The following is a 25,431-nucleotide window of genomic DNA, read 5'->3' as shown; positions in this document are numbered from 1 at the left end:
CGTCGTGCCATCAGAAAATGACTTGCTATACTTGAAAGACATTTGGTTGAAATACAATAAAAATATGTCAGACCACCAAGGTTCATATCGCGGTTGCGAACTCATTGAAGTAAAGTTGAATACAGCACAGCTTGAAATAGGTATGTACGTGAAGGAACTGGACCGTCCCTGGTTGCAGACACCCTTTATGTTTCAAGGCTTTAGAATCACCACCGAGCGTGAACTTCAGCAATTACGTGCCCTCTGCAAACACGTCACCATTGAAGTAGAGAAGCACTACTGGTTCTCCTACCAAAAGCATCACATCAATGAAAAAACCCAGGAGTCCTCTCTCAAAGAGCCGCAGGTCACGACACCACTGCATAAAACGCTCCCCGAAGCCAAAACGCTCTACGACAAAGCCAATGTTGAAATTCATTCAATACTGAACAAAGTCAAAGAAGCGGAAGACATTGATATCGAACCGATTCGGGAAACGATCAACGGCTTTGTTCGCAGCGTGGTTTCGAATCCAAATGCGTTACTCTGGCTAACCCGTATAAAAAACCGGGATGAATACACCGCCGAACACTGCTTGCGGGTTGCCATATTATCCATAGCCTTTGGACGTCACCTTGATCTGGATGAATCAGAACTGTCGCTTTTGGGAATGTGCGGCATGCTGCATGATGTCGGAAAGATGATTATTCCTGACGAGATTCTCAATAAGCCAGGTAAGCTGACTCCGGAAGAGTACGATGTGATGAAAGCTCATGCGTCGAGAGGCGGGGAACTTCTGGAGCAACAGAGCGATCTCGATCCGTCAATTATCACCGTCGCCCGACACCATCATGAGCGTCTCGACGGAATGGGATATCCATCCAATCTAAAAGCGGAAAATATCTCCTTATACACCCGCATTGTGACTATTGTTGATGCGTATGATGCCATTTCCAGTGAACGCTGCTACAAGCCCGCTGCTACACCCGCTGAAGCGCTGAGAATTCTCTACGAGAACCGTGGCACGCAATTCGACCCTGAATTGTTGCAACATTTCATCTTAATGGTCGGTATTGTACCTACCGGCAGTATTGTTGAATTGAATAACGGTCAGGTAGGCATTGTGCTGGCCAACAACCCACAATACAAACTCAAACCTAAGGTATTACTGGTTCGTGATGAACAGAAACGACCGCAAGAAGAACGAATCATCAACCTTGCAAAGTGCCCAATCAAAGCCGACGAGAAACCGCTGGAAATTTCTAAAGCGTTAAGCAATGGCAGCTTTGGTGTCGATATTCTGGATTACACTAAATCCAAAGAATACCCGCACTTATCTGAATTTAACTGGCTGTGATTCCCCATCGAATCCAGTTTTATACAGAACGACCAGCTGACCAAGCATTTATACTGCAGTCTTGCCCGACTCAGACGGATTGCTCGGCATCCCAGTGCTTTAACGCCTGCTGATAATGCTCATGAAGGTCTCTGCTGATTTTCTTATACGCCTGGATGTTTTCCCACAAAGAAGACTCCCAGCGATCGCTATACGCTTTTAGCTTACTCACCGGTAACGCCTCCATAGGCATACCAAGCCGAAACTCATTGATCACAAGTTCGGCCAAATCCGGGAACGCGGAAAGCAGTTGAGTCGTCAACCGGGATAGCCACTTGGATATGGCATCCACAAACTCGAACTCGTTGTGAGTAAAGCGAATATCCAGGTAAAAACCGTCTTCGGAATGAGTCACATAGTGACGAAGCTGGTCACGTTTAAAGGCATCTTGCGTGGAAGACAAAGAAACGACGCTGGCGTCGTTATTCCGACGATGCTCGTAAGAACCTGTGGCGAGGTAACATGTTTCTACTCGGGCTTCTAGCAGAGCCACCACAGGTATTTGGGTCTGGTTGGTCACTATCTCGTACATAGGCCACCTCCTTAGTTAGTCTATCGGCGGCGAAGGAGTAAATATTACGACCATTTACCCCTTTTTTTCACGAGAGCGTTGTCACTCTCCTACGGGATATAACAAAGCAAATTAACGACCAGCTTTTTGTTCTACAGACAGACGGCAGCTAGTCATTGACGACTGACCAGTCTCCCGACTTTCCTCCTGATTTAGACAACACACGAACACCTTCGATCCGCATCATTTTATCAACGGCCTTACACATGTCATAGACAGTCAAACACGCCACTGATACGGCTGTCAGAGCCTCCATCTCAACGCCCGTCTGCCCGGTAAGCTTGCACATTGAGAGCACCCGAATTCGTCCCTGCTCAGGCTGAGCATCAAAATCCACCTTCACTGAACTCAACATTAAGGGATGACACAACGGGATCAAATCTGACGTTTTCTTTGCCGCCTGAATCCCGGCAATTCTTGCCACCGCCAAAACATCGCCTTTTTTATGAGAGCCTTCGACGACCATCGCCAAAGTCTTGTCGTTCATGTATACAAACCCTTCGGCTTGTGAAGTGCGCGTCGTTTGATTTTTCTCAGACACGTCGACCATGATCGCGTTGCCATGATCATCAATGTGCGTAAATTTAGACATGTAATTTCCTGAAACTCACTGGGTAATACAGACGGGGCTCTCTTTGCCAGCCTAGTTCGCTGGCTCTGAGTTTTTTAATCGACGATCAGCCAACTTAACTACCACCTTGGCCAATTCAACACGCCAGGAACGCTGCTTAATTCCAAAGGTATAAAGTAGTTTCTGACAATTCAGAACCGCATTCATCGGACGTTTCGCAGACCCTTTATGCTGAGAGCTACTAACCTGTTCAACATGGCGAGCATTCAACTCTGGATGACGTTCGGCTTCTTCAATGACCGCCTCCAGGAACTCTCGGCGTGTCACAGCTTCGACATCACAATAATGATAGATACCCCAGACATTAATCTCACACGACAGCTGTTTGCAGATCGCTAGGATCACTTCAGCGGCGCTGCATGCAGAAGTCGGACAGGCTAACTGCTGACCAATCACTTCCATCCGCTCATCCTGACCCCCATGGTCCAGTACACGCCCGACAAAATTATCTTCGCCCGAACTGAATACCAGCCCTAAACGTAAAATAATGTGCTTTTCCAAAATGGCAGACACGGCTTCTTCGGAGGTCTGATGAATCTCACCATACAAGTTAACCGGATTGGGAACGTCTTTCTCGGTATAAGGCCCCACTTTATCGCCGTCAAACAAATACGGGGAGGTCAGATGCAGCATAGGAATATCCACCGTACTGCACGCTTTAGCAAGGGCGCGAGGGATCTCCAGGTTTTTCAGTCGGCAGCGCTCAATTTCGGCTTCCGCCCGATCAACAAATGGATACAACGTACTGTTGATCAGGAAGTCCGGTTGATGCTCCTGAATTAACTGAGCAATATCCCGTTGATCAATAAATAGCTGTTCATCGGAGTCAAAGGCCACAAAATCAATGCCCTGCGTTTCCAGCAGAGTCACTAATTCGCTCCCCACCTGACTCTCCGAACCAACCACCATTAGTTTCATCGATACCTCACCTGATCATACCTTTAGACGATTCTTTCGATTATCAACAATGACGCCACAAATTACCACACAAGGCGCACCCGATCTTATCTCCGGCTTACAAAATACTTGACCTGAGACATCAAACTTTCTGGTAGAATAGCTGACAATAGTCAGAGAACGTTATTTGATGTATTGTCAGCCTGACCGGTACTAGAGAGCAGAAACTATGGCTTTGATTGATCAGTTTGGACGCGTCGTGAACTATGTTCGCATGTCCGTAACCGACCGTTGTGACTTCCGATGCGTGTATTGCATGGCGGAAGACATGACCTTTCTGCCTAAATCATCGATCCTGACTCTCGAAGAAATTGAACGCATTGCAACAGCGTTTGTCGACCTTGGCGTCTCCAAAATCCGTCTCACCGGTGGCGAGCCACTGATCAGAAATAATGTCATTAGCTTGTTTCAACAGCTCGGCAAACTGGACGATCTGCATGATCTCGTTACCACAACCAACGGCAGTCAGCTAACAACGCTCGCTCAGCCACTTCGAGATGCCGGAGTTCAACGCCTTAACATCAGTCTCGATAGTTTAAACCCAGAACGTTTTAAAGATCTCACCCGATTCGGCAAGCTCGATACTGTGCTAGCAGGGATAGATGCGGCCAAAGACGCAGGTTTTAAACAAATCAAACTGAACTCAGTGATCATTAAAGGTCGAAATGACGACGAAGTTCTGGATTTGGTCAATTATGCCCGGGAAAAAGCCATTGATATCAGTTTCATTGAAGAAATGCCTTTGGGTGTGATTACGGAACATAATCGAGGTGAAAGCTTGTGCACCAGCGATGAAGTTCGTCAGATTATTGAGCAAGAATATGAATTGATTCCTGATACGTTCAAGACCGCAGGTCCTTCTAGGTATTATCGATTCACCAACAGTGACTCCAGAGTTGGCTTTATTTCGCCTCACTCTCATAACTTCTGTGGTGACTGTAACCGCGTACGAGTGACAGTCGAAGGCCGCTTATTGTTGTGTCTCGGCAACGAGCATTCGGTGGACTTAAGAGAACCGCTACGCAATGGCTGCAGTGATGAAGAGTTGAAAGCCATTATTGTTGATGCGATGAAGATCAAACCTAAAAGCCACGAGTTCGACGTTCATGATGAGCCGCAAATCCTTCGTTTCATGAACACCACTGGCGGTTAGCCCGCCACTCGCCAACACACTCGCCGCAATCTTTAGTTCAACTGTTCCAGCGCATTCACATTCCGCATATGCGCTTTGTCGGTCTCAACCCAAATCACCCCAAGCCGCTTAAACACACGGAAGACACTTCGTTCCCCGTCATTAAACGCGGCCGTTATTTCAGAGAACAGTGAACGATGAATCAGACAATGCAACGGATGGGATTTCTCATCATCAGACAAGGCAAATAAATGGTGATCAGGCGCTTGTGTTGCCGCTTGAAGCAGTTGCTCAAAGTCACTCGTCGTTACTAACGGCGTATCACATGGCGACACCAGCAACCACTCTGCACGGATTCGTTCAATGGCACTGACCAATCCACTCAAAGGCCCCTGGTAATCAGACGCCTGATCTTCCACAATCTCATCCACCAGCGTCAGATACCGATCAAGGTTACGGTTACAGCTAATCAGAATGCCACCACACAGCCCTTCCAACGCCTTCAGCGGATAACGCACCAGCCACTGATCATTCCACAACTGGAGCCCCTTATCGACGCCGCCCATCCGAGAAGCCTGGCCACCAGCTAATATTAATCCTTGAATTTCCATAGCAATATCAACGTTATATGCATTAAAAAGCCCCACAGTCGTGAGGCTTTTTACAATCTACTTTACATACAGATCCTAAGGCAATGCTTAGAACGGAATGTCATCATCAAAATCGTCGAATCCGCCTGGTGCCGGAGCTGGCGACTGAGGTTGAGCCGCAGGTTGTGGCTGATACGGCTGCTGCACTGGCGCGGCGGCTGGTTGCTGATGCATTGGTTGAGCCGGTGGCGCCATATTTGGTGCTTGTTGAACAGGTGCCGCCGCTGGTTGCTGATAACCGCCGCCCATTGGCTGCTGGTTCATAGGCTGTCCACCCATTTGATCACCACCACGGCTGTCTAGCATCTGTAAATCATTCGCAACAATTTCAGTCGTGTAACGATCCTGACCTTGCTGATCCTGCCATTTACGAGTACGTAACGCGCCTTCGATATACACCTTAGAGCCTTTACGAAGATACTGACCTGCGATCTCACCCAGCTTGTTGAATAGCACAACACGATGCCACTCAGTACGCTCTTGTTTTTGACCAGTTGCTTTATCAGTCCACGACTCACTGGTAGCAATGGTGATATTCGTCACAGCACTGTTATTGGCGGTGTATCTTGTTTCTGGATCTTGCCCAAGATTACCGACCAAGATGACTTTGTTAATTCCTCGTGCCATGAAACTCTCCAGATGAATCTAACTTACGACTGAAAATAAAATTAAGGGGATCATTGTAGCCTCAGACTCAGCTTAGGCCAAGCGGCCACCCTGCAAAGTTTTATGAATTATCCCTTCATTCGTCAGGTCGGGATCATATTTTATGTACAAAGTTTGCATCTCTCCGTAATGGTACACTTCCAACACCCCTTCTACCTGACGAAGGGCTTCCAGAGAGGAAGAAGAATCACCGGTCAGGTCAAAGGGTAAAGATAATCCCTTCAAAAACTTTGGCGGCTGCATGGTGGTAACCAAAATCAACCATAAAACCAATAATCCAGAACAGGCCATCAGAAGAAAACTTTCACCTTTCCATTGCAACGCCATACCGCCTAGCCAGCCACCAATGAACGCACCTAAGAACTGGTGGGATGAGAACAGCCCCATCGCACTGCCACGGGTGCCTGCCGAAGCAAGCTTCGCCACCAAGGATGGCAATGTCGCTTCCATAAGATTAAAGGCCGTGAAAAAGACCAGAAGTAACATAGCCATGGCATAACCAGCCGTTACATCTGCCATCAGACTAACCGTCACAAGCAGCATCAACGCGACAGCCAGAACCATCATCCACTTCATTTGACGTTTTACTTCTGCCACCAGAATAAAAGGCACCGCCAGCACAAACCCCAATACAACTACAGGTAAGTAGATCCACCCGGTCATAGAGGCTTCAATGTCGAAAGCCGCAATGATTTTAGTAGGAAGGAAAATAAACAACGCCGTCAGCAGCGCATGAAGAATCAAAACGCCCCAATACACGCGCTGTAACTCTCCATTAAAATAACTCTTCGACAACCCTTCTTTCGTCGACAAAGTTTCCAAGGAATACACAGAGTTTGGTGGGTTCGGCACCATCTTCCATAAAATCACCAGGCCGATCACACCCAACAACGCCGTCAACCAGAAAATGCCATGAATGCCCCAATACGCATCGACAATAGGCCCAAGCACTATCGAGATCGCAAACGAAACGCCGATACTGGCGCCAACCATAGCCATAGAACGGGTTCGAGTCTGTTCAGATGTTAAATCACCTAACAGCGCCATAATACAGGCAGCTACAGCTCCGCCTCCCTGTAGTACCCTACCGAAAATAATTCCGTAAATGGAATCACTCATTGCAGCAACCAAACTGCCGCTTATGAACAAGCAATATCCAACCGTGATTAAAAATTTTCGTCCGTAACGATCAGACAATGATCCAAACGGAATCTGCATCAGAGCTTGAGTTAAACCATAGCCGCCTATTGCCAAACCTATCAATAATGGTGTAGCCCCTTCTAACGTCTTACCTGTCGATTCCGGAGACATATAAAGTGATAAAACCGGAAGCACCATAAACAGGCCCAACATACGAAATGAGTACAGCAACGCCAGTGACAACGTGCTTATGCGCTCATTAGAATTCATGCCTTCTCCACTCCTTTTTGTGATCGGGCGCAAGTTTATCACTTTTACGATTACGACAATATCTTCTTGATATGTAGGAAATTAGACATAGAACAAGAATCCTACATTTTTTTATGGCTTAATGGCTGTCTCGCGAATAGAGAACACCCCCGAGATTAAGTAGTAAGGGATTTAATCAGTTTTGCCCCAAGGATAAGGAGCTAACCATGACTGCTTTAAAGAAATCGTTACAGAACATTCTACTGGTCGGTCAACAAAACCTTCAAAACTCTGTGATCATTAACTATCTGATCAACGAGCAACATCTGTCAGCACAGCTAACCAACCAAGCAGATGCAGTTAAACGTATTTCCGCTGAAGAAGAGCTTACCAGCCTGTTACTGTTGGATGTACGAGACATTCGACCAGAACAAGCCATTCGCTTCCTCAATGAGCTTTACCAAAAGAACAGCGCGATTTCCGTTGCCTTCATCAACGTATTGTCGGATTCCAAGTTCGAAAAGCTGATTGATCATCCAACGATCGCAGGTATTTTTTACGCTCACCAACCACAGAGCCAGGTTTATAAGGGCATTAATGCTTTACTTGCTGGCGACTTATGGATTCCACGTAAACTGCTTAAAGTTTACTTACAACAAACTCGTACTGCCTACCGTACAGCAGAAGACTCCAGCCAGCTACTAACCAAGCGTGAGCTTCAGATTCTCAAGTTAACAGCTACTGGAGCGACTAACGCCCAAATTGCCGACAAGTTAAATGTCAGCATGCACACAGTCAAAACCCACATGTATAACCTGTTCAAAAAGATCGGGGCATCTAACCGGGTACAAGCCATTAACTGGGCCAACGAAAACCTGGACTCTGATGCAGTAAATCGTTCTAACGCAGCATAAAGATAAAGAGCATCCTGCTCTTTATCTCATCCTCATAGTCCCTATAATGATTCCTTTTATTATTTGGGCTAGAGGCTTTAATGGACAAGATTTCCGTTCGCGGCGCCAGGACACACAACCTTAAAAATATCGACCTCGATATCCCTCGGGACAAGCTGGTAGTTATCACCGGCCTATCCGGTTCAGGAAAATCCTCACTGGCCTTTGATACGTTATACGCAGAAGGCCAAAGACGTTATGTTGAAAGTCTTTCTACTTACGCACGCCAATTCTTGTCCATGATGGAAAAGCCTGATGTAGATAGCATTGAAGGTTTATCTCCTGCCATTTCCATCGAACAGAAATCAACTTCACACAATCCTCGTTCAACCGTTGGTACGGTTACCGAGATCTACGACTACTTAAGACTGCTCTTTGCTCGTGTCGGTGAAGCCCGCTGCCCTACTCATGACTTACCGCTACAAGCTCAAACCATCAGCCAGATGGTGGATCAGATCATGACCTTACCGGAGGACAGCAAAATCATGCTTCTGGCTCCGGTGGTTCGTAACAGAAAAGGCGAACACCTGCATCTGTTCGAAGATCTACAAGCGAAAGGCTATATTCGCGTAAGAATTAATGGTCGCATCTATGAACTGGATGAACGTCCGGACTTAGACAAAAACAAAAAACATACAATTGAAGTGGTCATCGACCGCCTCAAAGTCAAACCTGAGATTGAAACAAGACTGGCGGAATCCCTAGAAACCACCATAGAGCTTTCTGAAGGGATTGCATTGGTCGCTTATATGGACAGCGATCAGGAGGACCTTACCTTCTCTGCAAAGCATGCCTGCCCGAGCTGCGGTTATTCCATTGCAGAGCTAGAGCCAAGATCTTTTTCATTCAACAACCCGGCAGGGGCCTGCCCTACCTGTGACGGGCTAGGGACAAAACAGTTTTTTGATCAATCAAAGATTGTCGTTGATGAATCACTGTCTCTGGCAACCGGGGCTATTAAAGGCTGGGATAAACGCAGCTTGTATTACTTCCAGCTTCTCGACTCCATCGCCAACCATTATGGCTTTTCACTAGACACGGCATGGAAGGATCTTGATTCAAAGTTCAAGAAGCTCATCCTTCAAGGCTCGGGCAGTGAGAAAGTAGCGTTCAAACATGTTACAGCCAAAGGCGATGTGTATTTTAAAGAACAAAGCTTTGAGGGTGTGTTACCAAACCTGGACAGACGCTACAAAGAAACTGAAAGTCCATTAGTCAGAGAAGAACTCTCAAACTACCTTAGTATTCAGCCCTGTCCTAGCTGCGATGGTGCTCGATTAAAAGAGTCATCTCGCCATGTCTTTGTTAATGAACAAACTTTACCATCCGTCACGAGACTGTCGGTTGGTGATGCTCAAGCGCTGTTTTCATCAATGGAACTCGAAGGGGCAAAAGCTCAGATTGCCGACAAAATTGTTAAAGAAATTGGCGATCGCCTTCACTTTCTGGTCAATGTAGGACTGGAGTACCTGACTTTGGACCGAAGTGCAGACACCCTCTCCGGCGGTGAAGCCCAGCGAATTCGTCTTGCAAGTCAGATCGGCGCCGGTTTGGTAGGCGTGATGTACATTCTCGATGAGCCTTCTATTGGCCTCCATCAACGAGACAACGATCGCCTGCTTGAAACACTGAAGCGTCTTCGCGATCTCGGCAATACAGTTATTGTCGTCGAACACGATGAAGATGCCATTAAACTTGCGGATTACGTAATTGATATCGGTCCAGGAGCAGGCGTTCACGGCGGTCAAGTGATCTCACAGGGTACACCTGAAGAAGTTAGCTCAGACAAGAACTCGTTAACCGGACAATACCTGTCAGGTATCAAACAAATTGAAGTGCCCGCTCAACGACATCCTGTAAGTGATTCCTGGTTAGAACTGCTTGGTGCCGGTGGCAATAACTTAAAAGATGTAAACCTTAAACTCCCTATTGGGCTTATGACCTGTGTCACCGGTGTTTCCGGATCAGGTAAATCAACGCTAATCAATACAACCCTTTATCCGATCATGGCCCACAAACTTAACGGGGCACATCAGTCAACCACCGCACCTTACCAGGACATCAATGGGGTTGAGCACCTAGATAAGGTTATTGATATAGACCAAAGTCCGATTGGCCGTACACCACGCTCGAACCCAGCCACATACACAGGTATATTCACCGGCGTTCGTGAGCTTTTCTCAGGAACACAAGAAGCTCGTTCTAGAGGCTATAAACCAGGTCGTTTTAGCTTTAACGTCAAAGGTGGGCGCTGTGAGGCCTGCCAGGGTGATGGGGTGATCAAGGTAGAAATGCACTTCCTACCTGATATTTATGTTCCATGTGACATATGTAAAGGAAAACGTTACAACCGAGAGACCCTCGAAATTACCTATAAAGGAAAAAACATTCACCAAGTTCTGGATATGACGGTTGAGGATGCACGGGAATTCTTTGATGCCATTCCAGCCATTGCCAGAAAGCTTCAAACCTTATTGGATGTTGGCCTTGGCTACATAAAGCTGGGGCAAAGTGCTATTACACTGTCAGGCGGTGAAGCTCAGCGGGTGAAGCTATCTAAAGAACTTTCTAAGAGGGACAGCGGCAATACGCTTTACATTCTGGATGAACCAACAACAGGGCTTCACTTCCATGATATACAGCAACTGCTCACAGTACTGCATAAGCTTCGTGATCGAGGAAACACCGTCGTAGTTATTGAGCACAATCTTGATGTGATTAAGACGGCAGACTGGATCGTGGACTTAGGTCCAGAAGGAGGTAAGGGAGGTGGTACCATTATTGCCGAAGGTACACCTGAAGAGGTTTCACAAGTAGCAGGCTCCCATACCGGGCATTATCTAAAAGCCATGCTAGAGAACTAAATAAAAAGGGAGCATAAGCTCCCTTTTTTACGCCGGCTAGAATGTAAATAGCCAGACAATAAAAAGCCGGGTGTTAAACCCGGCTTTTTATTAATCTTCTGCGCTGTCTTCGCCAGCTGGCAAAGGACGATCGACTAACTCAACGATAGCCATAGGCGCATTATCACCTGCACGGAATCCGCACTTAAGGATACGGATGTAACCACCAGGACGGTTCTCATAACGAGGACCTAGTTCATTGAACAATTTGCCTACCGCTGCATTGCTACGAGTACGAGCAAAAGCTAAACGACGGTTAGCAACTGTATCTTTTTTAGCAAGAGTAATTAAAGGCTCTGCAAAGCGACGTAATTCTTTCGCTTTAGGTAGAGTTGTTTTAATAACTTCATGCTCAACAAGCGATACAGTCATGTTCTTGAACATCGCTTGGCGATGTGCACTTGTACGATTAAAGTGACGACCACTCTTACGATGACGCATGATTTAATTCCTTACCAAACATCAGAGTTCGGATGCTCTGATTACGGGTTTACTCTGTCGTCGTTTTTCAAACTTGCTGGAGGCCAGTTCTCTAGACGCATACCCAAAGACAGACCGCGAGAAGCTAGTACATCTTTGATTTCCGTCAGAGACTTTTTACCAAGGTTTGGTGTCTTCAACAATTCAACTTCAGTACGTTGAATTAGATCACCAATGTAGTAAATGTTCTCAGCCTTCAAACAGTTTGCAGAACGAACTGTAAGCTCCAGATCGTCAACAGGACGAAGAAGGATTGGATCAATTTGATCTTCTTCTTCTTTAACTTCCGGCTCAGCTTCATTCTCAAGATCGACGAACACAGCTAACTGCTGCTGTAGGATAGTTGCTGCACGGCGAATGCACTCTTCAGGCTCAATAGTGCCATCAGTGTCCAAATCAATCACCAGCTTATCCAGGTCCGTACGTTGCTCAACACGCGCGCTTTCTACACTGTAGGCAACACGACGAATTGGGCTGTACGTGGCATCCAACTGTAGGCGGCCGATTGGACGAGTTTCGTCTTCATCAGATTCACGCGTATCAGCTGGCTCATAGCCGCGACCTTTTGCAACTTTAAGAGTCATTTTCAACTCTGCTGCTTCATTCAAGTTAGCGATTACGTGCTCAGGGTTAGCAATTTCCACTGAGTGATCAACTTGAATGTCTCCTGCCAATACAGGACCAGGACCAACCTTAGACAGGCTTAAAGTAGCAGTGTCTGCTTCGTGCATACGAACAGCTACACCTTTAAGGTTCAACAGAATTTCAATTACGTCTTCCTGCACACCTTCAATTGCACTGTACTCATGTTGAACGCCATCAATTTCAGCTTCAACGATAGCAGCACCAGGCATAGAAGAAAGCAGGATCCTACGCAACGCACTACCCAGCGTATGACCAAATCCACGCTCCAATGGCTCAAGAACCACCTTCGCGCGTGTGTTACTGTATTCAGTCACATCAATGTGACGTGGAACTAAAAAGTCGTTCACGGAACGCTGCATAGTTGCCTCTTAATTAGCTATACCTGTTACTTAGAGTAAAGCTCAACAATCAGGTTTTCGTTAATTTCTGCCGACAGATCAGAACGTTCAGGAGCAGCCTTGAACGTACCTTCCAGCTTCTTCTCATCTACTTCGATCCACTCAACCGCTGCACGGTTTTTGCTCAATTCAAGAGCACTTTGGATACGAAGTTGACCTTTCGCACCTTCACGAACGCTAATCACGTCGCCAGGAGCTACTTGGAAAGAAGCGATGTTAACTGTGCGACCGTTAACTTGAATCGCTTTGTGGCTTACGATCTGACGTGCTTCTGCACGAGTAGAACCAAAGCCCATACGATAAACAACGTTATCTAGGCGTGCCTCAAGAAGTTTCAACAGGTTTTCACCAGTTGCACCTTTAAGACGCGCTGCTTCTTTATAGTAGTTGCGGAATTGTTTCTCAAGAACGCCATAAGTACGACGTACTTTCTGTTTCTCACGCAACTGTAGTCCGTAATCAGACAAACGACCACGACGTTGGCCGTGCTGACCCGGAGCTGTCTCTAGCTTACACTTAGAATCAAGTGCACGGGCACCACTTTTCAAGAAAAGATCGGTGCCTTCACGACGAGACAGTTTACATTTTGGTCCGATATAACGAGCCATACTGCCCCCTTCTTACACGCGACGCTTCTTAGGAGGACGACAACCATTATGAGGAATAGGTGTTACGTCCGTAATGTTACTGATCTTGTAACCACATGCGTTTAGTGCACGCACTGCGGATTCACGACCAGGGCCAGGGCCCTTAACTTCTACATCCAGGTTCTTAAGACCATACTCTTGCGCTGCAGTACCTGCGCGCTCTGCCGCAACCTGAGCTGCGAACGGCGTAGACTTACGAGAACCACGGAAACCAGATCCGCCTGCAGTTGCCCATGCTAGAGCATTGCCTTGACGGTCAGTAATAGTCACGATGGTGTTGTTAAAAGAAGCGTGGATATGTGCGATACCATCCGCAACTTGCTTTTTAACTTTTTTACGTGCCTTTGAACTGCTTGGCTTTGCCATGCTTCAGTTTCCTGCTATCAAAGATTATTTCTTAATAGGCTTACGAGGACCTTTACGGGTACGAGCATTCGTTTTAGAACGCTGACCACGTAGAGGAAGGCTACGACGGTGGCGAAGACCACGGTAGCAACCCAAATCCATAAGCCGCTTGATGTTCATATTGATTTCACGGCGTAAGTCACCTTCAGTGTCAAACTTAGCAACTTCCGCACGAATTTTATCCAATACTTCTTCAGACAAGTCTTTTATCTTAGTAGTTGGCTCAACACCTACAGAAGAAAGAATCTTCTGAGAAGTTGTACGACCAATACCAAAAATGTAGGTGAGTGAAATCACCGCATGTTTGTTGTCTGGAATATTGACGCCTGCTATACGGGCCATCTAAATTACTCCGTTAAACTTTCGTAACGAATTGTTCACGACTATCGTGAAAGGCGCAACAGCATAATGCGTGATCAAATAAAAATCAAGCACTGTTGCACCCACCGTTCAGATAATTAGCCTTGACGCTGCTTGTGACGTGGTTCTGCATCGCAGATTACACGCACAACACCGTTACGGCGAATGATCTTACAGTTACGACAAATTTTCTTTACTGATGCACGTACTTTCATGATCGCATCTCCAATTCAAGTGCTAACCAGGCTTAAGCGCCCTTAAGGTTAGCTTTCTTCATCAGCGAACCGTACTGGCTAGACATCAGATGAGATTGCACTTGCGCCATAAAATCCATGATCACTACTACTACGATCAACAACGAGGTACCACCAAAATAGAAAGGTACATCAAAGAAGATCACTAAAAGCTGAGGTAATAAAGATACCGCAGCGATATAAGCAGCACCGAACAGAGTTAAACGCGAAAGTACGTTATCAATGTATCGTGAAGTCTGTTCACCAGGACGAATCCCCGGTACATATGCGCCAGAACGTTTGAGATTGTCTGACACATCTTTAGGATTGAACATTAACGCTGTGTAGAAATAGCAAAAGAACACAACACTTAATGTAAACAAAATCAGGTAAAGCGGCTGACCTGGAGCGAGAGCCAATGCTACTTCCTGCAACCATTCCATACCCTCACCTTGACCAAACCATTGACCAAGAGAAGCTGGGAACAACAGGATACTAGAAGCAAAAATCGGTGGAATAACACCCGCCATATTCACTTTTAACGGTAAATGACTGCTTTGCGCTGCAAAAACCTTACGGCCTTGCTGACGCTTTGCATAATGGACAGTAATACGGCGCTGAGCACGCTCCATCCATACAACAAAAGCAATCGTCGCTACTGCTAAAAGCGAGATAACGATCAAACCAAGGAACGACATACCATCCTGCTGACGAGCAGTTTCGAAGGTTTGCCCGATCGCTGAAGGAAGCCCTGCAACAATACCAGCAAAAATCAGGATAGATATACCATTACCGATACCACGTTCGGTTACTTGCTCTCCTAACCACATCAAGAACACTGCACCACAAACAAGTGTGGTTGTAGCGACGAAGAAGAAAGAAAAACCTGTTGTAAACGAGATACCCTGACTTGCAAGCCCCATAGACATACCTAATGCCTGAACGGTTGCAAGAACCACGGTACCGTAACGCGTGTATTGGCTGATCTTTCTACGCCCAGCTTCACCTTCTTTCTTCAGTGCCTCCAATTGAGGAGATACTGCAGTTAGAAGCTGCATGATAATGGACGCAGAAATATAAGGCATAATTCCGAGCGCAAGAATACTCATGCGCTCCAAAGCCCCTCCGGAAAACATATTGAAGAGGCTTAGAATCGTTCCCTGATTTTGCTCAAACAAGGCTGCCAGTCTATCTGGATTAATTCCAGGTACAGGTATATGAGCACCGATGCGATAAACAACGATAGCCATAAATACAAATAACAGGCGAGATTTTAACTCACCTAAGCCACTTGCCGCACCTGCTGGCAATGCTCCTGCTTTAGCCATTATTCTTCAACCTTACCGCCTGCAGCTTCGATTGCAGCTTTAGCGCCTTTAGTTACGCGCAAACCTTTAACCGTTACTGCTTTATTAATTTCGCCAGATAGGATGATTTTGGCGTATTGAATGCTGCCGTTTACAACATCAGCAGCTTTCAATGCGTTCAAATCAACTACATCACCTTCAACTTTAGCTAGCTCACTTAGGCGAATCTCTGCAGTTACAAGAGACTTACGTGAAGTGAAACCAAACTTAGGAAGACGACGTTGTAATGGCTGTTGACCACCCTCAAAACCAGGAGCTACGCTGCCGCCAGAACGTGATTTAAGACCTTTGTGACCACGGCCACCAGTCTTACCAAGACCGCTACCGATACCACGACCTACACGCTTTTTAGCAGTTTTTGAGCCTGGTGCTGGGCTTAGAGAATTAAGACGCATAGCTTACTCCCCTATAACTTCTACTAGGTAGTTAACCTTGTTGATCATGCCACGAACTGATGGCGTGTCTTCAAGTTCAACTACTTGACCAATCTTACGTAGACCTAGACCCTTAACGCAAAGCTTATGCTTAGGCAGAGTAGAAATTGGGCTACGAACCAGTTTTACTTGTACTTTCTTACCAGCCATCGTATTACCCCAGAATCTCGTCCACTGAAAGGCCACGCTTAGCAGCAACTTCTTCAGGTGATTTCATCTGCTTCAAGCCGTTAAACGTTGCACGAACAACGTTTACTGGGTTCGTTGAACCGTAGCACTTAGCTAGTACGTTCTGAACACCCGCAAGCTCTAGTACAGAGCGCATTGCACCACCTGCAATTACACCAGTACCTTCAGATGCTGGCTGCATGTACACTTTAGAAGCGCCATGACGAGCAGTAACAGGGTACTGAAGTGTGTTACCGTCAAGCTGAACAGTAATCATATTACGACGTGCAGATTCCATTGCTTTTTGAATAGCAACAGGCACTTCACGTGCTTTACCACGACCGAAACCTACACGACCTTGGCCATCACCAACTACAGTTAAAGCTGTGAAACCGAAGATACGACCACCTTTTACAGTTTTCGCAACACGGTTTACCTGTACTAGCTTCTCTTGCAATTCGGTAGTAGTTTGTTCTGTATTTGACATCTTCTACCCCTTAGAACTCAAGGCCAGCTTCACGAGCTGCGTCAGCTAAAGCTTTAACGCGGCCATGATACTTAAAACCAGAACGGTCGAAAGCAACTTTAGTTACACCTGCTTCTTTAGCACGGTTAGCGATAAGCTCACCTACTTTTGCAGCTGCATCTTTATTACTAGTTGCACCAGAACGCAATTCTTTATCCAAAGTAGAAGCTGACGCTAGTACTTTGTTTCCGTCACCAGAAATGATTTGCGCATAAATATGTTGTGATGTGCGATTAACACACAAACGAGACGCACCCAATTCACGCATATGAGAACGAGAACGGCGGGCACGACGCAAGCGACTTTCTTTCTTACTAAGCATACCCTACCCTTACTTCTTCTTAGCTTCTTTAGTACGAACCGTTTCGTCTGCGTAGCGGACGCCTTTACCTTTGTAAGGCTCAGGTGGACGGAATGCACGGATTTCAGCTGCGACTTGACCAACTTGCTGCTTACTGATGCCTTTAAGAACGACTTCAGTCTGGCTTGGCGCTTCAGCAGTAATACCTTCAGGCAATTCATATTCAACTGGGTTAGAGAAACCTAATTGAAGATTCAACTTTTTGCCTTGAACTGCAGCACGGTAACCAACACCTTTAAGCTCAAGTTTCTTCTCGAAACCTTGAGTCACACCAACAACCATGTTGTTGATTAAAGCGCGGGTAGTACCAGACATAGCACGCGATTGCTTGCTACCATCTTTCGCAGCGAAAGTTAGCTGGTTGTCTTCTTGGTTAATTTCAACAGTGCCATTCAAAGCTAACTCAAGACTGCCCTTAGCGCCTTTAATCGTTACTTTTTCACTGTCGATTTTCACTTCAACACCGCTCGGTATTGCGACAGGGCTTTTAGCTACTCGAGACATCCTGCCCTCCCTTAGAATACCGTGCAAAGAACTTCACCACCAACGTTCTCTTTACGAGCTTGGCGGTCAGTCATAACGCCTTTAGAAGTAGAAACGATAGCCACACCTAGGCCAGCCTCTACTTTAGGCAGATCATTAACACCACGATATTGACGCAAAGAAGAACGTGATACACGCTCAATACGCTCAATAACTGGCTTACCTTCGAAATACTTAAGATCTACAGTAAGTTCAGGTTTAACACCTTCAGTTACTGAAAAATCGCTGATGTAACCTTCGCTCTTAAGAACGTTAGCTACAGCAACCTTAAGCTTTGAAGACGGCATTGAAACACTTAGGTGCTCAGCCATCTGTCCGTTACGGATACGGGTAAACATATCCGCCAACGTATCTTGCATACTCATTTAGGTCTACTCCTAGGTTGTGCAGCAGAAGGCCCTCATAAGAGGGCACAACCGCTTACCAACTTGCTTTTTTCAAACCAGGAACGTCACCGCGCATCGCAGCTTCGCGAAGCATGATACGGCTTAGTTTGAACTTGCGATAAACTGCGTGTGGACGACCAGTAAGCTGACAGCGACGCTGTAGACGAGCTTTACTAGAGTCACGAGGCAGTTGTTGCAGCTTAAGCTGCGCTTCCCACTTTTCATCATCAGAGCTTTCTGGGCTCAAGATAATTGCTTTTAGGGCAGCACGCTTTTCAGCATACTTGGCTACAAGTTTTTCGCGCTTTAGTTCGCGCTGTTTCATTGATACCTTTGCCATGTCAACCCCTTACTTGCGGAATGGGAAGTTGAAGGCTTCTAACAAAGCCTTGCCTTCTTCATTGGTGTTCGCTGTAGTGCTGATAGTGATATCCATACCGCGAAGGCGATCGATTTTATCATAATCAATCTCAGGAAAGATAATCTGTTCCTTAATACCCATGCTGTAGTTACCACGACCATCAAATGATTTTGGATTAACACCACGGAAATCACGTACACGAGGTAGCGCGATGTTCATGAAGCGGTCCAAGAATTCCCACATTTGATCGTTACGCAAAGTCACCTTACAACCGATCGGCCAGCCTTCACGAACTTTAAAGCCAGCTACAGATTTACGAGCGCGAGTCACAACAGCCTTTTGGCCTGAGATCTGCTCCATATCTGCAACAGCGTTTTCGATTAGCTTACGATCGCCAATAGCTTCACCAACACCCATGTTAAGAGTAATTTTGGTGATGCGAGGCACTTCCATTACATTTTTGTACTCAAACTGCTCGCGCAGCTTGGGTACAACTTGATCTTGATAAAATTGCTTTAATCTTGCCATTGTCGTACCCAATGCCTTATGCATCAATAACTTCTTGATTAGACTTGAAGATACGAACCTTCTTGCCGTCCTCAAGCACCTTGAAGCCTACGCGATCAGCTTTGTTTGTTGCAGTGTTGAAAATTGCAACATTAGAAGTCTGAATTGCAGCTTCTTTCTCAACGATACCACCCGGTGTACCTAGGAATGGGTTTGGCTTCTGGTGTTTCTTAACTAGGTTAATTCCAGAAACAATCAAACGACCATCGTTAAGTACTCGAGATACTTTACCGCGCTTACCTTTGTCTTTACCCGCGATTACGATTACTTCATCGCCACTTCTGAGTTTATTCATAATTCTCCTCCCCCCTTATAGCACTTCAGGTGCAAGGGAAATGATTTTCATGAACTTCTCAGAGCGTAACTCACGAGTTACCGGACCAAAGATACGAGTACCAATTGGCGCTTCTGATGCGTTCAACAAAACTGCAGCATTTCCATCAAAGCGAATGATAGAACCGTCTGGGCGACGAACACCCTTCTTAGTACGAACAACTACAGCGTTCATTACCTGGCCCTTCTTCACTTTACCGCGAGGAATAGCTTCTTTAACTGTAACTTTAATGATGTCACCAATGCCCGCATAACGACGGTGTGAACCGCCTAGGACCTTGATACACATCACACGACGTGCACCGCTGTTATCAGCGACGTCAAGCATTGTCTGAGTTTGAATCATAGTTCACTCCAATACCTATGTTGTCGCCGACTTAGTCGGCTGCTTTTTCAACGACTTCGACCAAGGACCAAGACTTAGTCTTAGACAATGGACGAGTTTCACTAATAGTAACCACATCACCTAGACGGCACTGGTTGCTCTCATCATGCGCATGTACTTTTGTAGAGCGCTTAACATACTTCCCATAGATTGGGTGTTTAACGCGACGCTCAACAAGTACTGTGATGGTTTTATCCATCTTGTCGCTCACGACTTTACCTGAGACAGTGCGCGCATTTGTTTGCTGTTCTGTCATCTTAATTACCTGCTTTCTGGTTCAGCACAGTTTTTACGCGAGCAATGTCCTTACGAACTTGAGTAAGCAAGTGCGTTTGGCTCAATTGACCGGTCGATTTCTGCATACGCAAGTTAAACTGGTCGCGTAGCAAGTCGAGTAGTTGTTGCTGTAGCTCTTCAGAGCTTTTTTCTCTCAATTCACTCGCTTTCATTACATCACCGTTCGCGTTACAAAGGTTGTTGATACAGGTAGCTTAGCGGCAGCTAGAGCGAATGCTTCGCGCGCTAGTTCTTCGCTAACACCTTCCATTTCGTACAACACTTTACCTGGCTGAATCTGCGCAACCCAGTATTCTACAGAACCTTTACCTTTACCTTGACGAACCTCAAGAGGCTTCTGGGTAATAGGTTTGTCTGGGAATACTCGAATCCAGATCTTACCGCCACGTTTAATGTGACGAGTCATAGTACGACGCGCTGCTTCGATTTGACGAGCAGTGATGCGACCACGACCAGTAGCTTTAAGGCCGAACTCACCAAAGCTAACTTTACTTCCGCGATTAGCAAGACCACGGTTGCGGCCTTTCTGCATTTTACGGAATTTCATACGTTTAGGTTGTAACATAATTCATTACCCCCTTACTTAGCTTTTTTCTTAGACGCTTTTTGAGCTCGAACTTCTTCGATACCGCCCAAAACTTCGCCTTTAAAGATCCAAACTTTAACACCAATGATGCCGTAAGTTGTGGATGCTTCGTATGTCGCGTAATCGATGTCTGCACGTAGAGTATGTAGAGGTACACGACCTTCACGATACCATTCAGTACGAGCAATCTCAGCACCGCCTAGACGACCACTTACCTGGATCTTGATACCCTTCGCACCTTGACGCATAGCATTTTGTACAGCACGCTTCATTGCACGACGGAACATAACACGACGCTCTAGCTGACCAGCTACGTTAGCAGCTACCAGTTTTGCATCCATGTCAGGCTTACGAATTTCTTCGATGTTGATGTGTACAGGTACACCCATCATCTTAGAAGCTTCTTGACGTAGTTTTTCTACATCTTCGCCTTTCTTACCAATCACAATACCAGGACGAGCAGTGTGAATAGTGATGCGAGCATTCTGTGCAGGACGCTCGATAATAATATTGCTTACAGATGCCTTAACAAGACGTTCTTCAAGGAACTTACGAACTTTAAGGTCTGTTAGCAGCTTGTCTGCATAGGCACTGCCATCAGCGTACCAGATCGAGTTATGATCTTTAGTAACGCCCAGGCGGATACCTGTTGGATTTACTTTCTGACCCATCTGGCCGTCTCCTAATTGTCCGCTACTTTAACAGTGATATGACAAGTTCTCTTCAAGATACGATCTGCGCGACCTTTAGCACGAGGCTTGATACGCTTAAGAGTCATACCTTCATCTACCATGATTGTGCTTACACGCAATTCATCGATATCAGCACCTTCATTGTGCTCTGCGTTAGCGATGGCAGATTCAAGAACTTTCTTGATAATTGCAGCGCCCTTTTTAGGACTGAAGGCCAAAATGTCTAGCGCTTCTGCTACTTCTTTACCGCGCACCTGATCGGCAACCAAGCGTGCTTTTTGAGCAGACAGACGCGCACCTTTTAATACTGCGGATACTTCCATCTTTAAATACCCCTAGGATTAGCGCTTGGCTTTCTTATCAGCTACGTGACCACGGTAAGTACGTGTCGCAGCAAATTCACCCAACTTGTGACCTACCATGTCTTCGTTTACGAAAACAGGTACATGTTGGCGTCCGTTATGAACTGCAATGGTCAACCCAACAAATTCTGGGAAGATCGTCGAACGACGAGACCAAGTTTTAATTGGCTTCTTGTCGCCAGCTTCCAAAGCAGCTTCAACCTTTTTCATCAGATGATGGTCAACAAATGGACCTTTCTTTAATGAACGTGGCACAGTCTACTCCCCTTACTTGGCGTTGCGACGACGAACAATAAACTTATCCGTGCGCTTGTTCTTACGAGTCTTGTGTCCCTTAGTTGGAACACCCCAAGGTGTAACAGGATGACGACCACCTGAAGTACGACCCTCACCACCACCGTGTGGGTGATCAACCGGGTTCATAACTACACCACGCACAGTCGGACGAACACCACGCCAGCGAGAAGCACCTGCTTTACCAAGTTGGCGCAAGCTGTGCTCACTGTTGCTTACTTCACCAAGAGTCGCACGGCAATCTGACAATACTTTACGCATTTCACCAGAACGCAAACGAAGTGTGCAGTATGCACCTTCACGAGCAACCAACTGAACAGAAGCACCAGCAGAACGTGCCAATTGAGCACCTTTACCTGGCTTAAGTTCGATACAGTGAACAGTACTACCTACAGGAATGTTACGAAGCGGCAAAGTGCTACCAGCACGAATTGGCGCATCAGAGCCTGACGCGATTGGATCGCCAGCTTTAACACCCTTAGGAGCAATGATGTAACGACGCTCACCATCAGCGTATTTGATCAGTGCAATGTGTGCACTACGGTTTGGATCATATTCCAAACGCTCAACTACTGCCGGGATACCATCTTTGTTACGACGGAAGTCAATTTTACGGTAGTGCTGCTTATGACCACCGCCAATGTGACGAGTTGTAATACGTCCATTGTTGTTACGACCACCAGATTTCGTCTTCTTCTCAAGCAGTGGAGCATAAGGTTTACCCTTATGAAGCTCATCACTTACTACTTTGACAACGTGGCGACGACCCGGGGACGTAGGTTTACACTTAATAACTGCCATTACCTTACCCCTTCTTACTCAGCGCCCAGAAAATCAATGTCACTGCCTTCAGCAAGACGAACGTAAGCTTTACGAGTATCGCTACGCTTACCTAGACCACGCGCAGTGCGCTTTGTCTTACCTTTCTGGTTTAGAACCTGGACGGACTCAACTTTCACGTCGAACAATTGCTCGACAGCTTTTTTAATTTCAGGTTTAGTAGCGTCTGGAGCAACTTTGAAAACAACCTGTTGGTTCTTTTCTGCAACAACGCTAGCTTTTTCTGAAACATGTGGACCTAGCAAAACCTTAAAGACGCGCTCTTGGTTCATGATAACGCCTCCTCAATCTTCTTAAGAGCAGGAACCGTAACCAATACTTTCTCATGCGCGATCAAGCTAACAGGATCAATACCAGCTGCATCTAGAACTTCTACACCAACAAGGTTACGTGCAGCTAGATATAGGTTTTGCTCAACATTTTCAGAAACAATCAATACGTTATCCAGGTTAAGCTCAGTTAGCTTACCTAGTAACTCTTTAGTTTTTGGTTGTTCGCAAGCCACTTCGTCAACAATAACTAGACGCTCTTGACGAACTAGTTCAGAAACAATGCTCTGTAGCGCAGCGCGATACATTTTCTTGTTAACTTTCTGTGAATGGTCTTGAGGCTTAGCAGCAAATGCTTTACCACCACCAACCCAGATAGGGCTACGAATAGTACCAGCACGTGCACGACCAGTACCTTTTTGACGCCATGGCTTCTTACCACCGCCACGTACTTCAGAACGAGTCTTCTGAGCACGAGTACCTTGACGAGCACCAGCAAGATAGCTTGTTACTACCTGATGGATCAGTGCTTCGTTGTACTCACGACCGAAAGCTACGTCAGATACCTGAACAGTGCCTTCAGCACCTGTAATATTCAGTTCCATGCTGCCTCCTAGCCGCGCGCTTTAATAGCTGGTTTAACGATAACGTCATTACCAGGAGCACCAGGAACAGCACCCTTGATTAACAACAACCCACGCTCAGCATCAACACGTACAATCTCAAGAGTTTGTACAGTTACGTTAGCGTTACCCATTTGACCGGCCATTCTCTTACCTTTCCAAACACGACCAGGTGTTTGACACTGACCAATCGAACCAGGCGCACGGTGAGACAATGAGTTACCATGAGTTGCATCTTGCATCGAGAAGTTATGACGCTTAACACCACCTTGGAAACCTTTACCTTTTGATGTACCAGATACATCTACTTTTTGACCAGCTTCAAAGCGATCAACGGTCAATTCCTGACCAACTGCAAGCTCTTCTTCGCCATCTACACGAAATTCCCATAGACCACGACCCGCTTCAACTTCAGCTTTAGCAAAGTGACCTTGCTCAGCTTTAGTCAAACGACTTGCTTTTTTAGAACCAGTTGTAACCTGAACCGCTTTATAACCATCAACTTCAAGCGTCTTAACTTGAGCGATACGGTTTGGTTCAACCTCAATTACTGTAACAGGTACGGATACACCTTGTTCGGTGAATACGCGAGTCATCCCGCTTTTCCGCCCTACTAAACCAATAGTCATTACTATCTTCCTCAATCTGTACGGGACTTTCACCCTCTATGGTCGCCCTTTCCAAGGCGTTCCAAACATCGAATCACGTCTACGACGTGAAAAATGAGATACTCAGTCTTAGCCAAGGCTAATTTGAACATCAACACCCGCTGCCAGATCCAACTTCATTAGCGCATCAACTGTTTTTTCAGTTGGCTCAACAATGTCAAGCATACGCTTATGAGTGCGAATCTCGTACTGATCACGAGCATCTTTGTTTACGTGCGGTGAAATCAACACAGTAAAACGCTCTTTACGAGTAGGCATTGGGATTGGTCCGCGAACCTGAGCACCAGTACGTTTGGCAGTCTCAACAATCTCCTGAGTCGAAGCATCGATTAGGCGATAGTCAAAAGCCTTCAAACGAATCCTGATTTTTTGGTTTTGCATTATCCAAACTCCACAAGATCATAAACATCGGTTCATTTTTGATGAACCGACCCCATTTAAAAGGACGCGCATTGTAAGCAACTGATCATTTTTTGTCAACTCCCTACAAGACACACAAAAAAAGGAGGCCAAAGCCTCCTTTTTTAACTCAGTATTATTTACTTAAGTCTGCTGATATTACTCAACAATCTTAGCAACAACACCAGCACCAACTGTACGACCACCTTCACGGATCGCGAAACGTAGACCTTCGTCCATCGCAATTGGAGCAATTAGAGTTACAGACAACTGAACGTTATCACCAGGCATAACCATTTCTACGCCATCAGGTAGTTCACAAGAACCAGTTACGTCAGTTGTACGGAAGTAGAACTGTGGACGGTAACCTTTGAAGAATGGTGTGTGACGACCACCTTCATCTTTACCTAACACATATACTTCTGCTTCAAACTTGGTGTGCGGAGTGATTGAACCAGGGATAGCCAATACTTGACCACGCTCAACTTCATCACGCTTAGTACCACGAAGAAGAATACCACAGTTCTCACCTGCACGACCTTCGTCAAGCAGCTTACGGAACATTTCAACACCAG

Annotated in this window: 39 protein-coding genes; 4 read left to right on the top strand and 35 right to left on the bottom strand. The window is 46.1% G+C overall.

What is annotated here, in order from left to right; genetic code table 11:
* Positions 1–46 precede the first annotated feature (46 nt).
* Entirely contained in the window at positions 47–1,336 is a 1,290-nt protein-coding gene (locus tag QQL66_RS04965; RefSeq protein ID WP_284379479.1) for a cyclic di-GMP phosphodiesterase, read from the top strand.
* Between the two features lie 70 nt (positions 1,337–1,406).
* Here the strand turns inward: QQL66_RS04965 and QQL66_RS04960 are convergent, their stop codons facing one another.
* From QQL66_RS04960 to QQL66_RS04950, 3 genes are all read right to left on the bottom strand, one after another.
* The gene (locus tag QQL66_RS04960; protein ID WP_284379477.1) at positions 1,407–1,907 is read right to left on the bottom strand and encodes a hypothetical protein; all 501 of its coding nucleotides are present in this window, start codon (positions 1,905–1,907) and stop codon (positions 1,407–1,409) included.
* 148 nt (positions 1,908–2,055) lie between these two features.
* Positions 2,056–2,538, bottom strand: coding sequence for a cyclic pyranopterin monophosphate synthase MoaC (gene moaC / locus QQL66_RS04955; protein WP_284379476.1), 483 nt, complete (start codon positions 2,536–2,538; stop codon positions 2,056–2,058).
* 51 nt (positions 2,539–2,589) lie between these two features.
* Positions 2,590–3,495 (bottom strand): SDR family oxidoreductase, encoded by a 906-nt coding sequence (locus QQL66_RS04950; protein ID WP_284379474.1) that lies wholly within the window; start codon positions 3,493–3,495, stop codon positions 2,590–2,592.
* A gap of 208 nt (positions 3,496–3,703) precedes the next feature.
* On the opposite strand from QQL66_RS04950, the gene moaA reads away from it, so the two are divergent.
* Positions 3,704–4,687 carry a GTP 3',8-cyclase MoaA gene (moaA, locus tag QQL66_RS04945; protein WP_284379472.1) on the top strand — a complete coding sequence of 328 codons (984 nt, stop codon included), beginning with the start codon at positions 3,704–3,706 and terminating at the stop codon, positions 4,685–4,687.
* A 32-nt stretch (positions 4,688–4,719) separates the two neighbouring features.
* On the opposite strand, the gene mobA is transcribed toward moaA, so the two are convergent.
* The 3 genes from mobA to QQL66_RS04930 form a co-directional block, all read right to left on the bottom strand.
* Positions 4,720–5,277 (bottom strand): molybdenum cofactor guanylyltransferase MobA, encoded by a 558-nt coding sequence (mobA, locus tag QQL66_RS04940; RefSeq protein ID WP_284379470.1) that lies wholly within the window; start codon positions 5,275–5,277, stop codon positions 4,720–4,722.
* Between the two features lie 87 nt (positions 5,278–5,364).
* Positions 5,365–5,943: a single-stranded DNA-binding protein gene (ssb, locus tag QQL66_RS04935; RefSeq protein WP_284379469.1), complete on the bottom strand. Its 579-nt coding sequence runs from the start codon at positions 5,941–5,943 to the stop codon at positions 5,365–5,367.
* 72 nt (positions 5,944–6,015) lie between these two features.
* Positions 6,016–7,392 carry an MFS transporter gene (locus QQL66_RS04930; RefSeq protein WP_284379466.1) on the bottom strand — a complete coding sequence of 459 codons (1,377 nt, stop codon included), beginning with the start codon at positions 7,390–7,392 and terminating at the stop codon, positions 6,016–6,018.
* Positions 7,393–7,598: 206 nt separating this feature from the next.
* Here QQL66_RS04930 and QQL66_RS04925 point away from each other — a divergent pair, with 206 nt between their 5' ends.
* Both QQL66_RS04925 and uvrA read left to right on the top strand, forming a co-directional pair.
* Positions 7,599–8,285, top strand: coding sequence for a LuxR C-terminal-related transcriptional regulator (locus QQL66_RS04925; RefSeq protein WP_284379465.1), 687 nt, complete (start codon positions 7,599–7,601; stop codon positions 8,283–8,285).
* A gap of 80 nt (positions 8,286–8,365) precedes the next feature.
* Entirely contained in the window at positions 8,366–11,188 is a 2,823-nt protein-coding gene (gene uvrA, locus QQL66_RS04920) for an excinuclease ABC subunit UvrA (protein ID WP_284379463.1), read from the top strand.
* 90 nt (positions 11,189–11,278) lie between these two features.
* Here the strand turns inward: uvrA and rplQ are convergent, their stop codons facing one another.
* The 29 genes from rplQ to QQL66_RS04775 form a co-directional block, all read right to left on the bottom strand.
* Entirely contained in the window at positions 11,279–11,668 is a 390-nt protein-coding gene (gene rplQ, locus QQL66_RS04915) for a 50S ribosomal protein L17 (RefSeq protein WP_284379461.1), read from the bottom strand.
* Positions 11,669–11,709: 41 nt separating this feature from the next.
* Positions 11,710–12,711 (bottom strand): DNA-directed RNA polymerase subunit alpha, encoded by a 1,002-nt coding sequence (locus tag QQL66_RS04910; protein ID WP_284379458.1) that lies wholly within the window; start codon positions 12,709–12,711, stop codon positions 11,710–11,712.
* Between the two features lie 26 nt (positions 12,712–12,737).
* Positions 12,738–13,358, bottom strand: a complete 621-nt coding sequence (gene rpsD / locus QQL66_RS04905) for a 30S ribosomal protein S4 (protein ID WP_284379455.1) — start codon at positions 13,356–13,358, stop codon at positions 12,738–12,740.
* 12 nt (positions 13,359–13,370) lie between these two features.
* Entirely contained in the window at positions 13,371–13,763 is a 393-nt protein-coding gene (gene rpsK / locus QQL66_RS04900) for a 30S ribosomal protein S11 (RefSeq protein WP_284379453.1), read from the bottom strand.
* Positions 13,764–13,787: 24 nt separating this feature from the next.
* Positions 13,788–14,144 (bottom strand): 30S ribosomal protein S13, encoded by a 357-nt coding sequence (gene rpsM / locus QQL66_RS04895; protein ID WP_284379451.1) that lies wholly within the window; start codon positions 14,142–14,144, stop codon positions 13,788–13,790.
* 116 nt (positions 14,145–14,260) lie between these two features.
* Positions 14,261–14,377, bottom strand: coding sequence for a 50S ribosomal protein L36 (gene rpmJ / locus QQL66_RS04890; protein ID WP_284379448.1), 117 nt, complete (start codon positions 14,375–14,377; stop codon positions 14,261–14,263).
* A gap of 32 nt (positions 14,378–14,409) precedes the next feature.
* On the bottom strand, positions 14,410–15,723 hold the full coding sequence (gene secY / locus QQL66_RS04885) for a preprotein translocase subunit SecY (protein ID WP_284379445.1): 1,314 nt from the start codon (positions 15,721–15,723) through the stop codon (positions 14,410–14,412).
* Entirely contained in the window at positions 15,723–16,157 is a 435-nt protein-coding gene (rplO, locus tag QQL66_RS04880; RefSeq protein WP_284379442.1) for a 50S ribosomal protein L15, read from the bottom strand. The genes secY and rplO overlap by 1 nt, the downstream gene beginning before the upstream one ends.
* Before the next feature lie 3 nt (positions 16,158–16,160).
* Complete coding sequence (gene rpmD / locus QQL66_RS04875) at positions 16,161–16,346, bottom strand: 50S ribosomal protein L30 (protein WP_284379440.1); 186 nt, start codon at positions 16,344–16,346, stop codon at positions 16,161–16,163.
* Positions 16,347–16,350: 4 nt separating this feature from the next.
* Positions 16,351–16,851: a 30S ribosomal protein S5 gene (gene rpsE, locus QQL66_RS04870; RefSeq protein ID WP_284379439.1), complete on the bottom strand. Its 501-nt coding sequence runs from the start codon at positions 16,849–16,851 to the stop codon at positions 16,351–16,353.
* A gap of 10 nt (positions 16,852–16,861) precedes the next feature.
* Positions 16,862–17,212 (bottom strand): 50S ribosomal protein L18, encoded by a 351-nt coding sequence (rplR, locus tag QQL66_RS04865; protein ID WP_284379436.1) that lies wholly within the window; start codon positions 17,210–17,212, stop codon positions 16,862–16,864.
* A 9-nt stretch (positions 17,213–17,221) separates the two neighbouring features.
* A complete protein-coding gene (gene rplF / locus QQL66_RS04860) occupies positions 17,222–17,755 on the bottom strand; it encodes a 50S ribosomal protein L6 (protein WP_284379433.1) in 534 nt (177 codons plus the stop codon).
* An 11-nt stretch (positions 17,756–17,766) separates the two neighbouring features.
* Positions 17,767–18,159, bottom strand: a complete 393-nt coding sequence (gene rpsH / locus QQL66_RS04855) for a 30S ribosomal protein S8 (protein WP_284379430.1) — start codon at positions 18,157–18,159, stop codon at positions 17,767–17,769.
* Between the two features lie 55 nt (positions 18,160–18,214).
* Positions 18,215–18,520: a 30S ribosomal protein S14 gene (gene rpsN, locus QQL66_RS04850; protein WP_284379428.1), complete on the bottom strand. Its 306-nt coding sequence runs from the start codon at positions 18,518–18,520 to the stop codon at positions 18,215–18,217.
* A gap of 9 nt (positions 18,521–18,529) precedes the next feature.
* Positions 18,530–19,069: a 50S ribosomal protein L5 gene (gene rplE, locus QQL66_RS04845; protein ID WP_284379820.1), complete on the bottom strand. Its 540-nt coding sequence runs from the start codon at positions 19,067–19,069 to the stop codon at positions 18,530–18,532.
* Positions 19,070–19,085: 16 nt separating this feature from the next.
* Complete coding sequence (gene rplX / locus QQL66_RS04840; protein ID WP_284379426.1) at positions 19,086–19,403, bottom strand: 50S ribosomal protein L24; 318 nt, start codon at positions 19,401–19,403, stop codon at positions 19,086–19,088.
* A 15-nt stretch (positions 19,404–19,418) separates the two neighbouring features.
* Entirely contained in the window at positions 19,419–19,787 is a 369-nt protein-coding gene (gene rplN, locus QQL66_RS04835) for a 50S ribosomal protein L14 (RefSeq protein ID WP_284379425.1), read from the bottom strand.
* A 31-nt stretch (positions 19,788–19,818) separates the two neighbouring features.
* Positions 19,819–20,082: a 30S ribosomal protein S17 gene (gene rpsQ / locus QQL66_RS04830; RefSeq protein ID WP_284379424.1), complete on the bottom strand. Its 264-nt coding sequence runs from the start codon at positions 20,080–20,082 to the stop codon at positions 19,819–19,821.
* 1 nt (position 20,083) lies between these two features.
* Positions 20,084–20,275 (bottom strand): 50S ribosomal protein L29, encoded by a 192-nt coding sequence (rpmC, locus tag QQL66_RS04825; RefSeq protein WP_284379423.1) that lies wholly within the window; start codon positions 20,273–20,275, stop codon positions 20,084–20,086.
* Positions 20,275–20,688, bottom strand: coding sequence for a 50S ribosomal protein L16 (gene rplP, locus QQL66_RS04820; protein WP_284379420.1), 414 nt, complete (start codon positions 20,686–20,688; stop codon positions 20,275–20,277). The genes rpmC and rplP overlap by 1 nt, the downstream gene beginning before the upstream one ends.
* Positions 20,689–20,702: 14 nt before the next feature.
* Positions 20,703–21,380 carry a 30S ribosomal protein S3 gene (rpsC, locus tag QQL66_RS04815; protein ID WP_284379418.1) on the bottom strand — a complete coding sequence of 226 codons (678 nt, stop codon included), beginning with the start codon at positions 21,378–21,380 and terminating at the stop codon, positions 20,703–20,705.
* Between the two features lie 11 nt (positions 21,381–21,391).
* Positions 21,392–21,724 (bottom strand): 50S ribosomal protein L22, encoded by a 333-nt coding sequence (rplV, locus tag QQL66_RS04810; protein ID WP_284379415.1) that lies wholly within the window; start codon positions 21,722–21,724, stop codon positions 21,392–21,394.
* Between the two features lie 18 nt (positions 21,725–21,742).
* The gene (gene rpsS / locus QQL66_RS04805; protein ID WP_284379412.1) at positions 21,743–22,018 is read right to left on the bottom strand and encodes a 30S ribosomal protein S19; all 276 of its coding nucleotides are present in this window, start codon (positions 22,016–22,018) and stop codon (positions 21,743–21,745) included.
* 12 nt (positions 22,019–22,030) lie between these two features.
* Positions 22,031–22,858, bottom strand: a complete 828-nt coding sequence (rplB, locus tag QQL66_RS04800) for a 50S ribosomal protein L2 (protein ID WP_284379409.1) — start codon at positions 22,856–22,858, stop codon at positions 22,031–22,033.
* A gap of 14 nt (positions 22,859–22,872) precedes the next feature.
* Positions 22,873–23,169 carry a 50S ribosomal protein L23 gene (gene rplW / locus QQL66_RS04795; protein ID WP_284379407.1) on the bottom strand — a complete coding sequence of 99 codons (297 nt, stop codon included), beginning with the start codon at positions 23,167–23,169 and terminating at the stop codon, positions 22,873–22,875.
* Complete coding sequence (rplD, locus tag QQL66_RS04790; protein ID WP_284379404.1) at positions 23,166–23,771, bottom strand: 50S ribosomal protein L4; 606 nt, start codon at positions 23,769–23,771, stop codon at positions 23,166–23,168. The genes rplW and rplD overlap by 4 nt, the downstream gene beginning before the upstream one ends.
* An 8-nt stretch (positions 23,772–23,779) precedes the next feature.
* Positions 23,780–24,418 (bottom strand): 50S ribosomal protein L3, encoded by a 639-nt coding sequence (gene rplC / locus QQL66_RS04785; protein WP_284379402.1) that lies wholly within the window; start codon positions 24,416–24,418, stop codon positions 23,780–23,782.
* Positions 24,419–24,526: 108 nt separating this feature from the next.
* Positions 24,527–24,838, bottom strand: coding sequence for a 30S ribosomal protein S10 (rpsJ, locus tag QQL66_RS04780; RefSeq protein ID WP_284379400.1), 312 nt, complete (start codon positions 24,836–24,838; stop codon positions 24,527–24,529).
* Positions 24,839–25,015: 177 nt separating this feature from the next.
* The coding region (locus QQL66_RS04775; RefSeq protein ID WP_348524833.1) for an EF-Tu C-terminal domain-related protein at positions 25,016–25,431 on the bottom strand (416 nt) is incomplete at its 5' end.

Source organism: Litoribrevibacter albus (assembly GCF_030159995.1).
Lineage (GTDB): Bacteria > Pseudomonadota > Gammaproteobacteria > Pseudomonadales > Litoribrevibacteraceae > Litoribrevibacter > Litoribrevibacter albus.
This window is presented reverse-complemented; position numbering and strand designations above follow the sequence as displayed.

Excerpts from the sequence above, each read along its gene's own strand:
- rplE (WP_284379820.1), bottom strand. The coding sequence starts at position 19,069 with ATGGCAAGATTAAAGCAATTTTATCAAGATCAAGTTGTACCCAAGCTG.
- rpsJ (WP_284379400.1), bottom strand. The coding sequence starts at position 24,838 with ATGCAAAACCAAAAAATCAGGATTCGTTTGAAGGCTTTTGACTATCGC.
- uvrA (WP_284379463.1), top strand. The coding sequence starts at position 8,366 with ATGGACAAGATTTCCGTTCGCGGCGCCAGGACACACAACCTTAAAAAT.
- mobA (WP_284379470.1), bottom strand. The coding sequence starts at position 5,277 with ATGGAAATTCAAGGATTAATATTAGCTGGTGGCCAGGCTTCTCGGATG.
- rpmC (WP_284379423.1), bottom strand. The coding sequence starts at position 20,275 with ATGAAAGCGAGTGAATTGAGAGAAAAAAGCTCTGAAGAGCTACAGCAA.
- QQL66_RS04925 (WP_284379465.1), top strand. The coding sequence starts at position 7,599 with ATGACTGCTTTAAAGAAATCGTTACAGAACATTCTACTGGTCGGTCAA.
- rplD (WP_284379404.1), bottom strand. The coding sequence starts at position 23,771 with ATGGAACTGAATATTACAGGTGCTGAAGGCACTGTTCAGGTATCTGAC.
- rplV (WP_284379415.1), bottom strand. The coding sequence starts at position 21,724 with ATGGAAGTATCCGCAGTATTAAAAGGTGCGCGTCTGTCTGCTCAAAAA.
- rplF (WP_284379433.1), bottom strand. The coding sequence starts at position 17,755 with ATGTCTCGAGTAGCTAAAAGCCCTGTCGCAATACCGAGCGGTGTTGAA.
- rpsM (WP_284379451.1), bottom strand. The coding sequence starts at position 14,144 with ATGGCCCGTATAGCAGGCGTCAATATTCCAGACAACAAACATGCGGTG.
- rplO (WP_284379442.1), bottom strand. The coding sequence starts at position 16,157 with ATGCGTCTTAATTCTCTAAGCCCAGCACCAGGCTCAAAAACTGCTAAA.
- rplW (WP_284379407.1), bottom strand. The coding sequence starts at position 23,169 with ATGAACCAAGAGCGCGTCTTTAAGGTTTTGCTAGGTCCACATGTTTCA.
- moaA (WP_284379472.1), top strand. The coding sequence starts at position 3,704 with ATGGCTTTGATTGATCAGTTTGGACGCGTCGTGAACTATGTTCGCATG.
- rpmD (WP_284379440.1), bottom strand. The coding sequence starts at position 16,346 with ATGGCTGGTAAGAAAGTACAAGTAAAACTGGTTCGTAGCCCAATTTCT.
- rpsE (WP_284379439.1), bottom strand. The coding sequence starts at position 16,851 with ATGTCAAATACAGAACAAACTACTACCGAATTGCAAGAGAAGCTAGTA.
- rpsH (WP_284379430.1), bottom strand. The coding sequence starts at position 18,159 with ATGAGTATGCAAGATACGTTGGCGGATATGTTTACCCGTATCCGTAAC.
- rpsQ (WP_284379424.1), bottom strand. The coding sequence starts at position 20,082 with ATGACAGAACAGCAAACAAATGCGCGCACTGTCTCAGGTAAAGTCGTG.
- QQL66_RS04960 (WP_284379477.1), bottom strand. The coding sequence starts at position 1,907 with ATGTACGAGATAGTGACCAACCAGACCCAAATACCTGTGGTGGCTCTG.
- moaC (WP_284379476.1), bottom strand. The coding sequence starts at position 2,538 with ATGTCTAAATTTACGCACATTGATGATCATGGCAACGCGATCATGGTC.
- ssb (WP_284379469.1), bottom strand. The coding sequence starts at position 5,943 with ATGGCACGAGGAATTAACAAAGTCATCTTGGTCGGTAATCTTGGGCAA.
- QQL66_RS04930 (WP_284379466.1), bottom strand. The coding sequence starts at position 7,392 with ATGAATTCTAATGAGCGCATAAGCACGTTGTCACTGGCGTTGCTGTAC.
- rplN (WP_284379425.1), bottom strand. The coding sequence starts at position 19,787 with ATGATTCAAACTCAGACAATGCTTGACGTCGCTGATAACAGCGGTGCA.
- rplB (WP_284379409.1), bottom strand. The coding sequence starts at position 22,858 with ATGGCAGTTATTAAGTGTAAACCTACGTCCCCGGGTCGTCGCCACGTT.
- rpmJ (WP_284379448.1), bottom strand. The coding sequence starts at position 14,377 with ATGAAAGTACGTGCATCAGTAAAGAAAATTTGTCGTAACTGTAAGATC.
- rplQ (WP_284379461.1), bottom strand. The coding sequence starts at position 11,668 with ATGCGTCATCGTAAGAGTGGTCGTCACTTTAATCGTACAAGTGCACAT.
- QQL66_RS04950 (WP_284379474.1), bottom strand. The coding sequence starts at position 3,495 with ATGAAACTAATGGTGGTTGGTTCGGAGAGTCAGGTGGGGAGCGAATTA.
- rpsD (WP_284379455.1), bottom strand. The coding sequence starts at position 13,358 with ATGGCTCGTTATATCGGACCAAAATGTAAACTGTCTCGTCGTGAAGGC.
- rpsN (WP_284379428.1), bottom strand. The coding sequence starts at position 18,520 with ATGGCAAAGGTATCAATGAAACAGCGCGAACTAAAGCGCGAAAAACTT.
- rpsC (WP_284379418.1), bottom strand. The coding sequence starts at position 21,380 with ATGGGTCAGAAAGTAAATCCAACAGGTATCCGCCTGGGCGTTACTAAA.
- secY (WP_284379445.1), bottom strand. The coding sequence starts at position 15,723 with ATGGCTAAAGCAGGAGCATTGCCAGCAGGTGCGGCAAGTGGCTTAGGT.
- rplX (WP_284379426.1), bottom strand. The coding sequence starts at position 19,403 with ATGAATAAACTCAGAAGTGGCGATGAAGTAATCGTAATCGCGGGTAAA.
- rplP (WP_284379420.1), bottom strand. The coding sequence starts at position 20,688 with ATGTTACAACCTAAACGTATGAAATTCCGTAAAATGCAGAAAGGCCGC.
- rplR (WP_284379436.1), bottom strand. The coding sequence starts at position 17,212 with ATGCTTAGTAAGAAAGAAAGTCGCTTGCGTCGTGCCCGCCGTTCTCGT.
- QQL66_RS04910 (WP_284379458.1), bottom strand. The coding sequence starts at position 12,711 with ATGCAGCGTTCCGTGAACGACTTTTTAGTTCCACGTCACATTGATGTG.
- rpsK (WP_284379453.1), bottom strand. The coding sequence starts at position 13,763 with ATGGCAAAGCCAAGCAGTTCAAAGGCACGTAAAAAAGTTAAAAAGCAA.
- rplC (WP_284379402.1), bottom strand. The coding sequence starts at position 24,418 with ATGACTATTGGTTTAGTAGGGCGGAAAAGCGGGATGACTCGCGTATTC.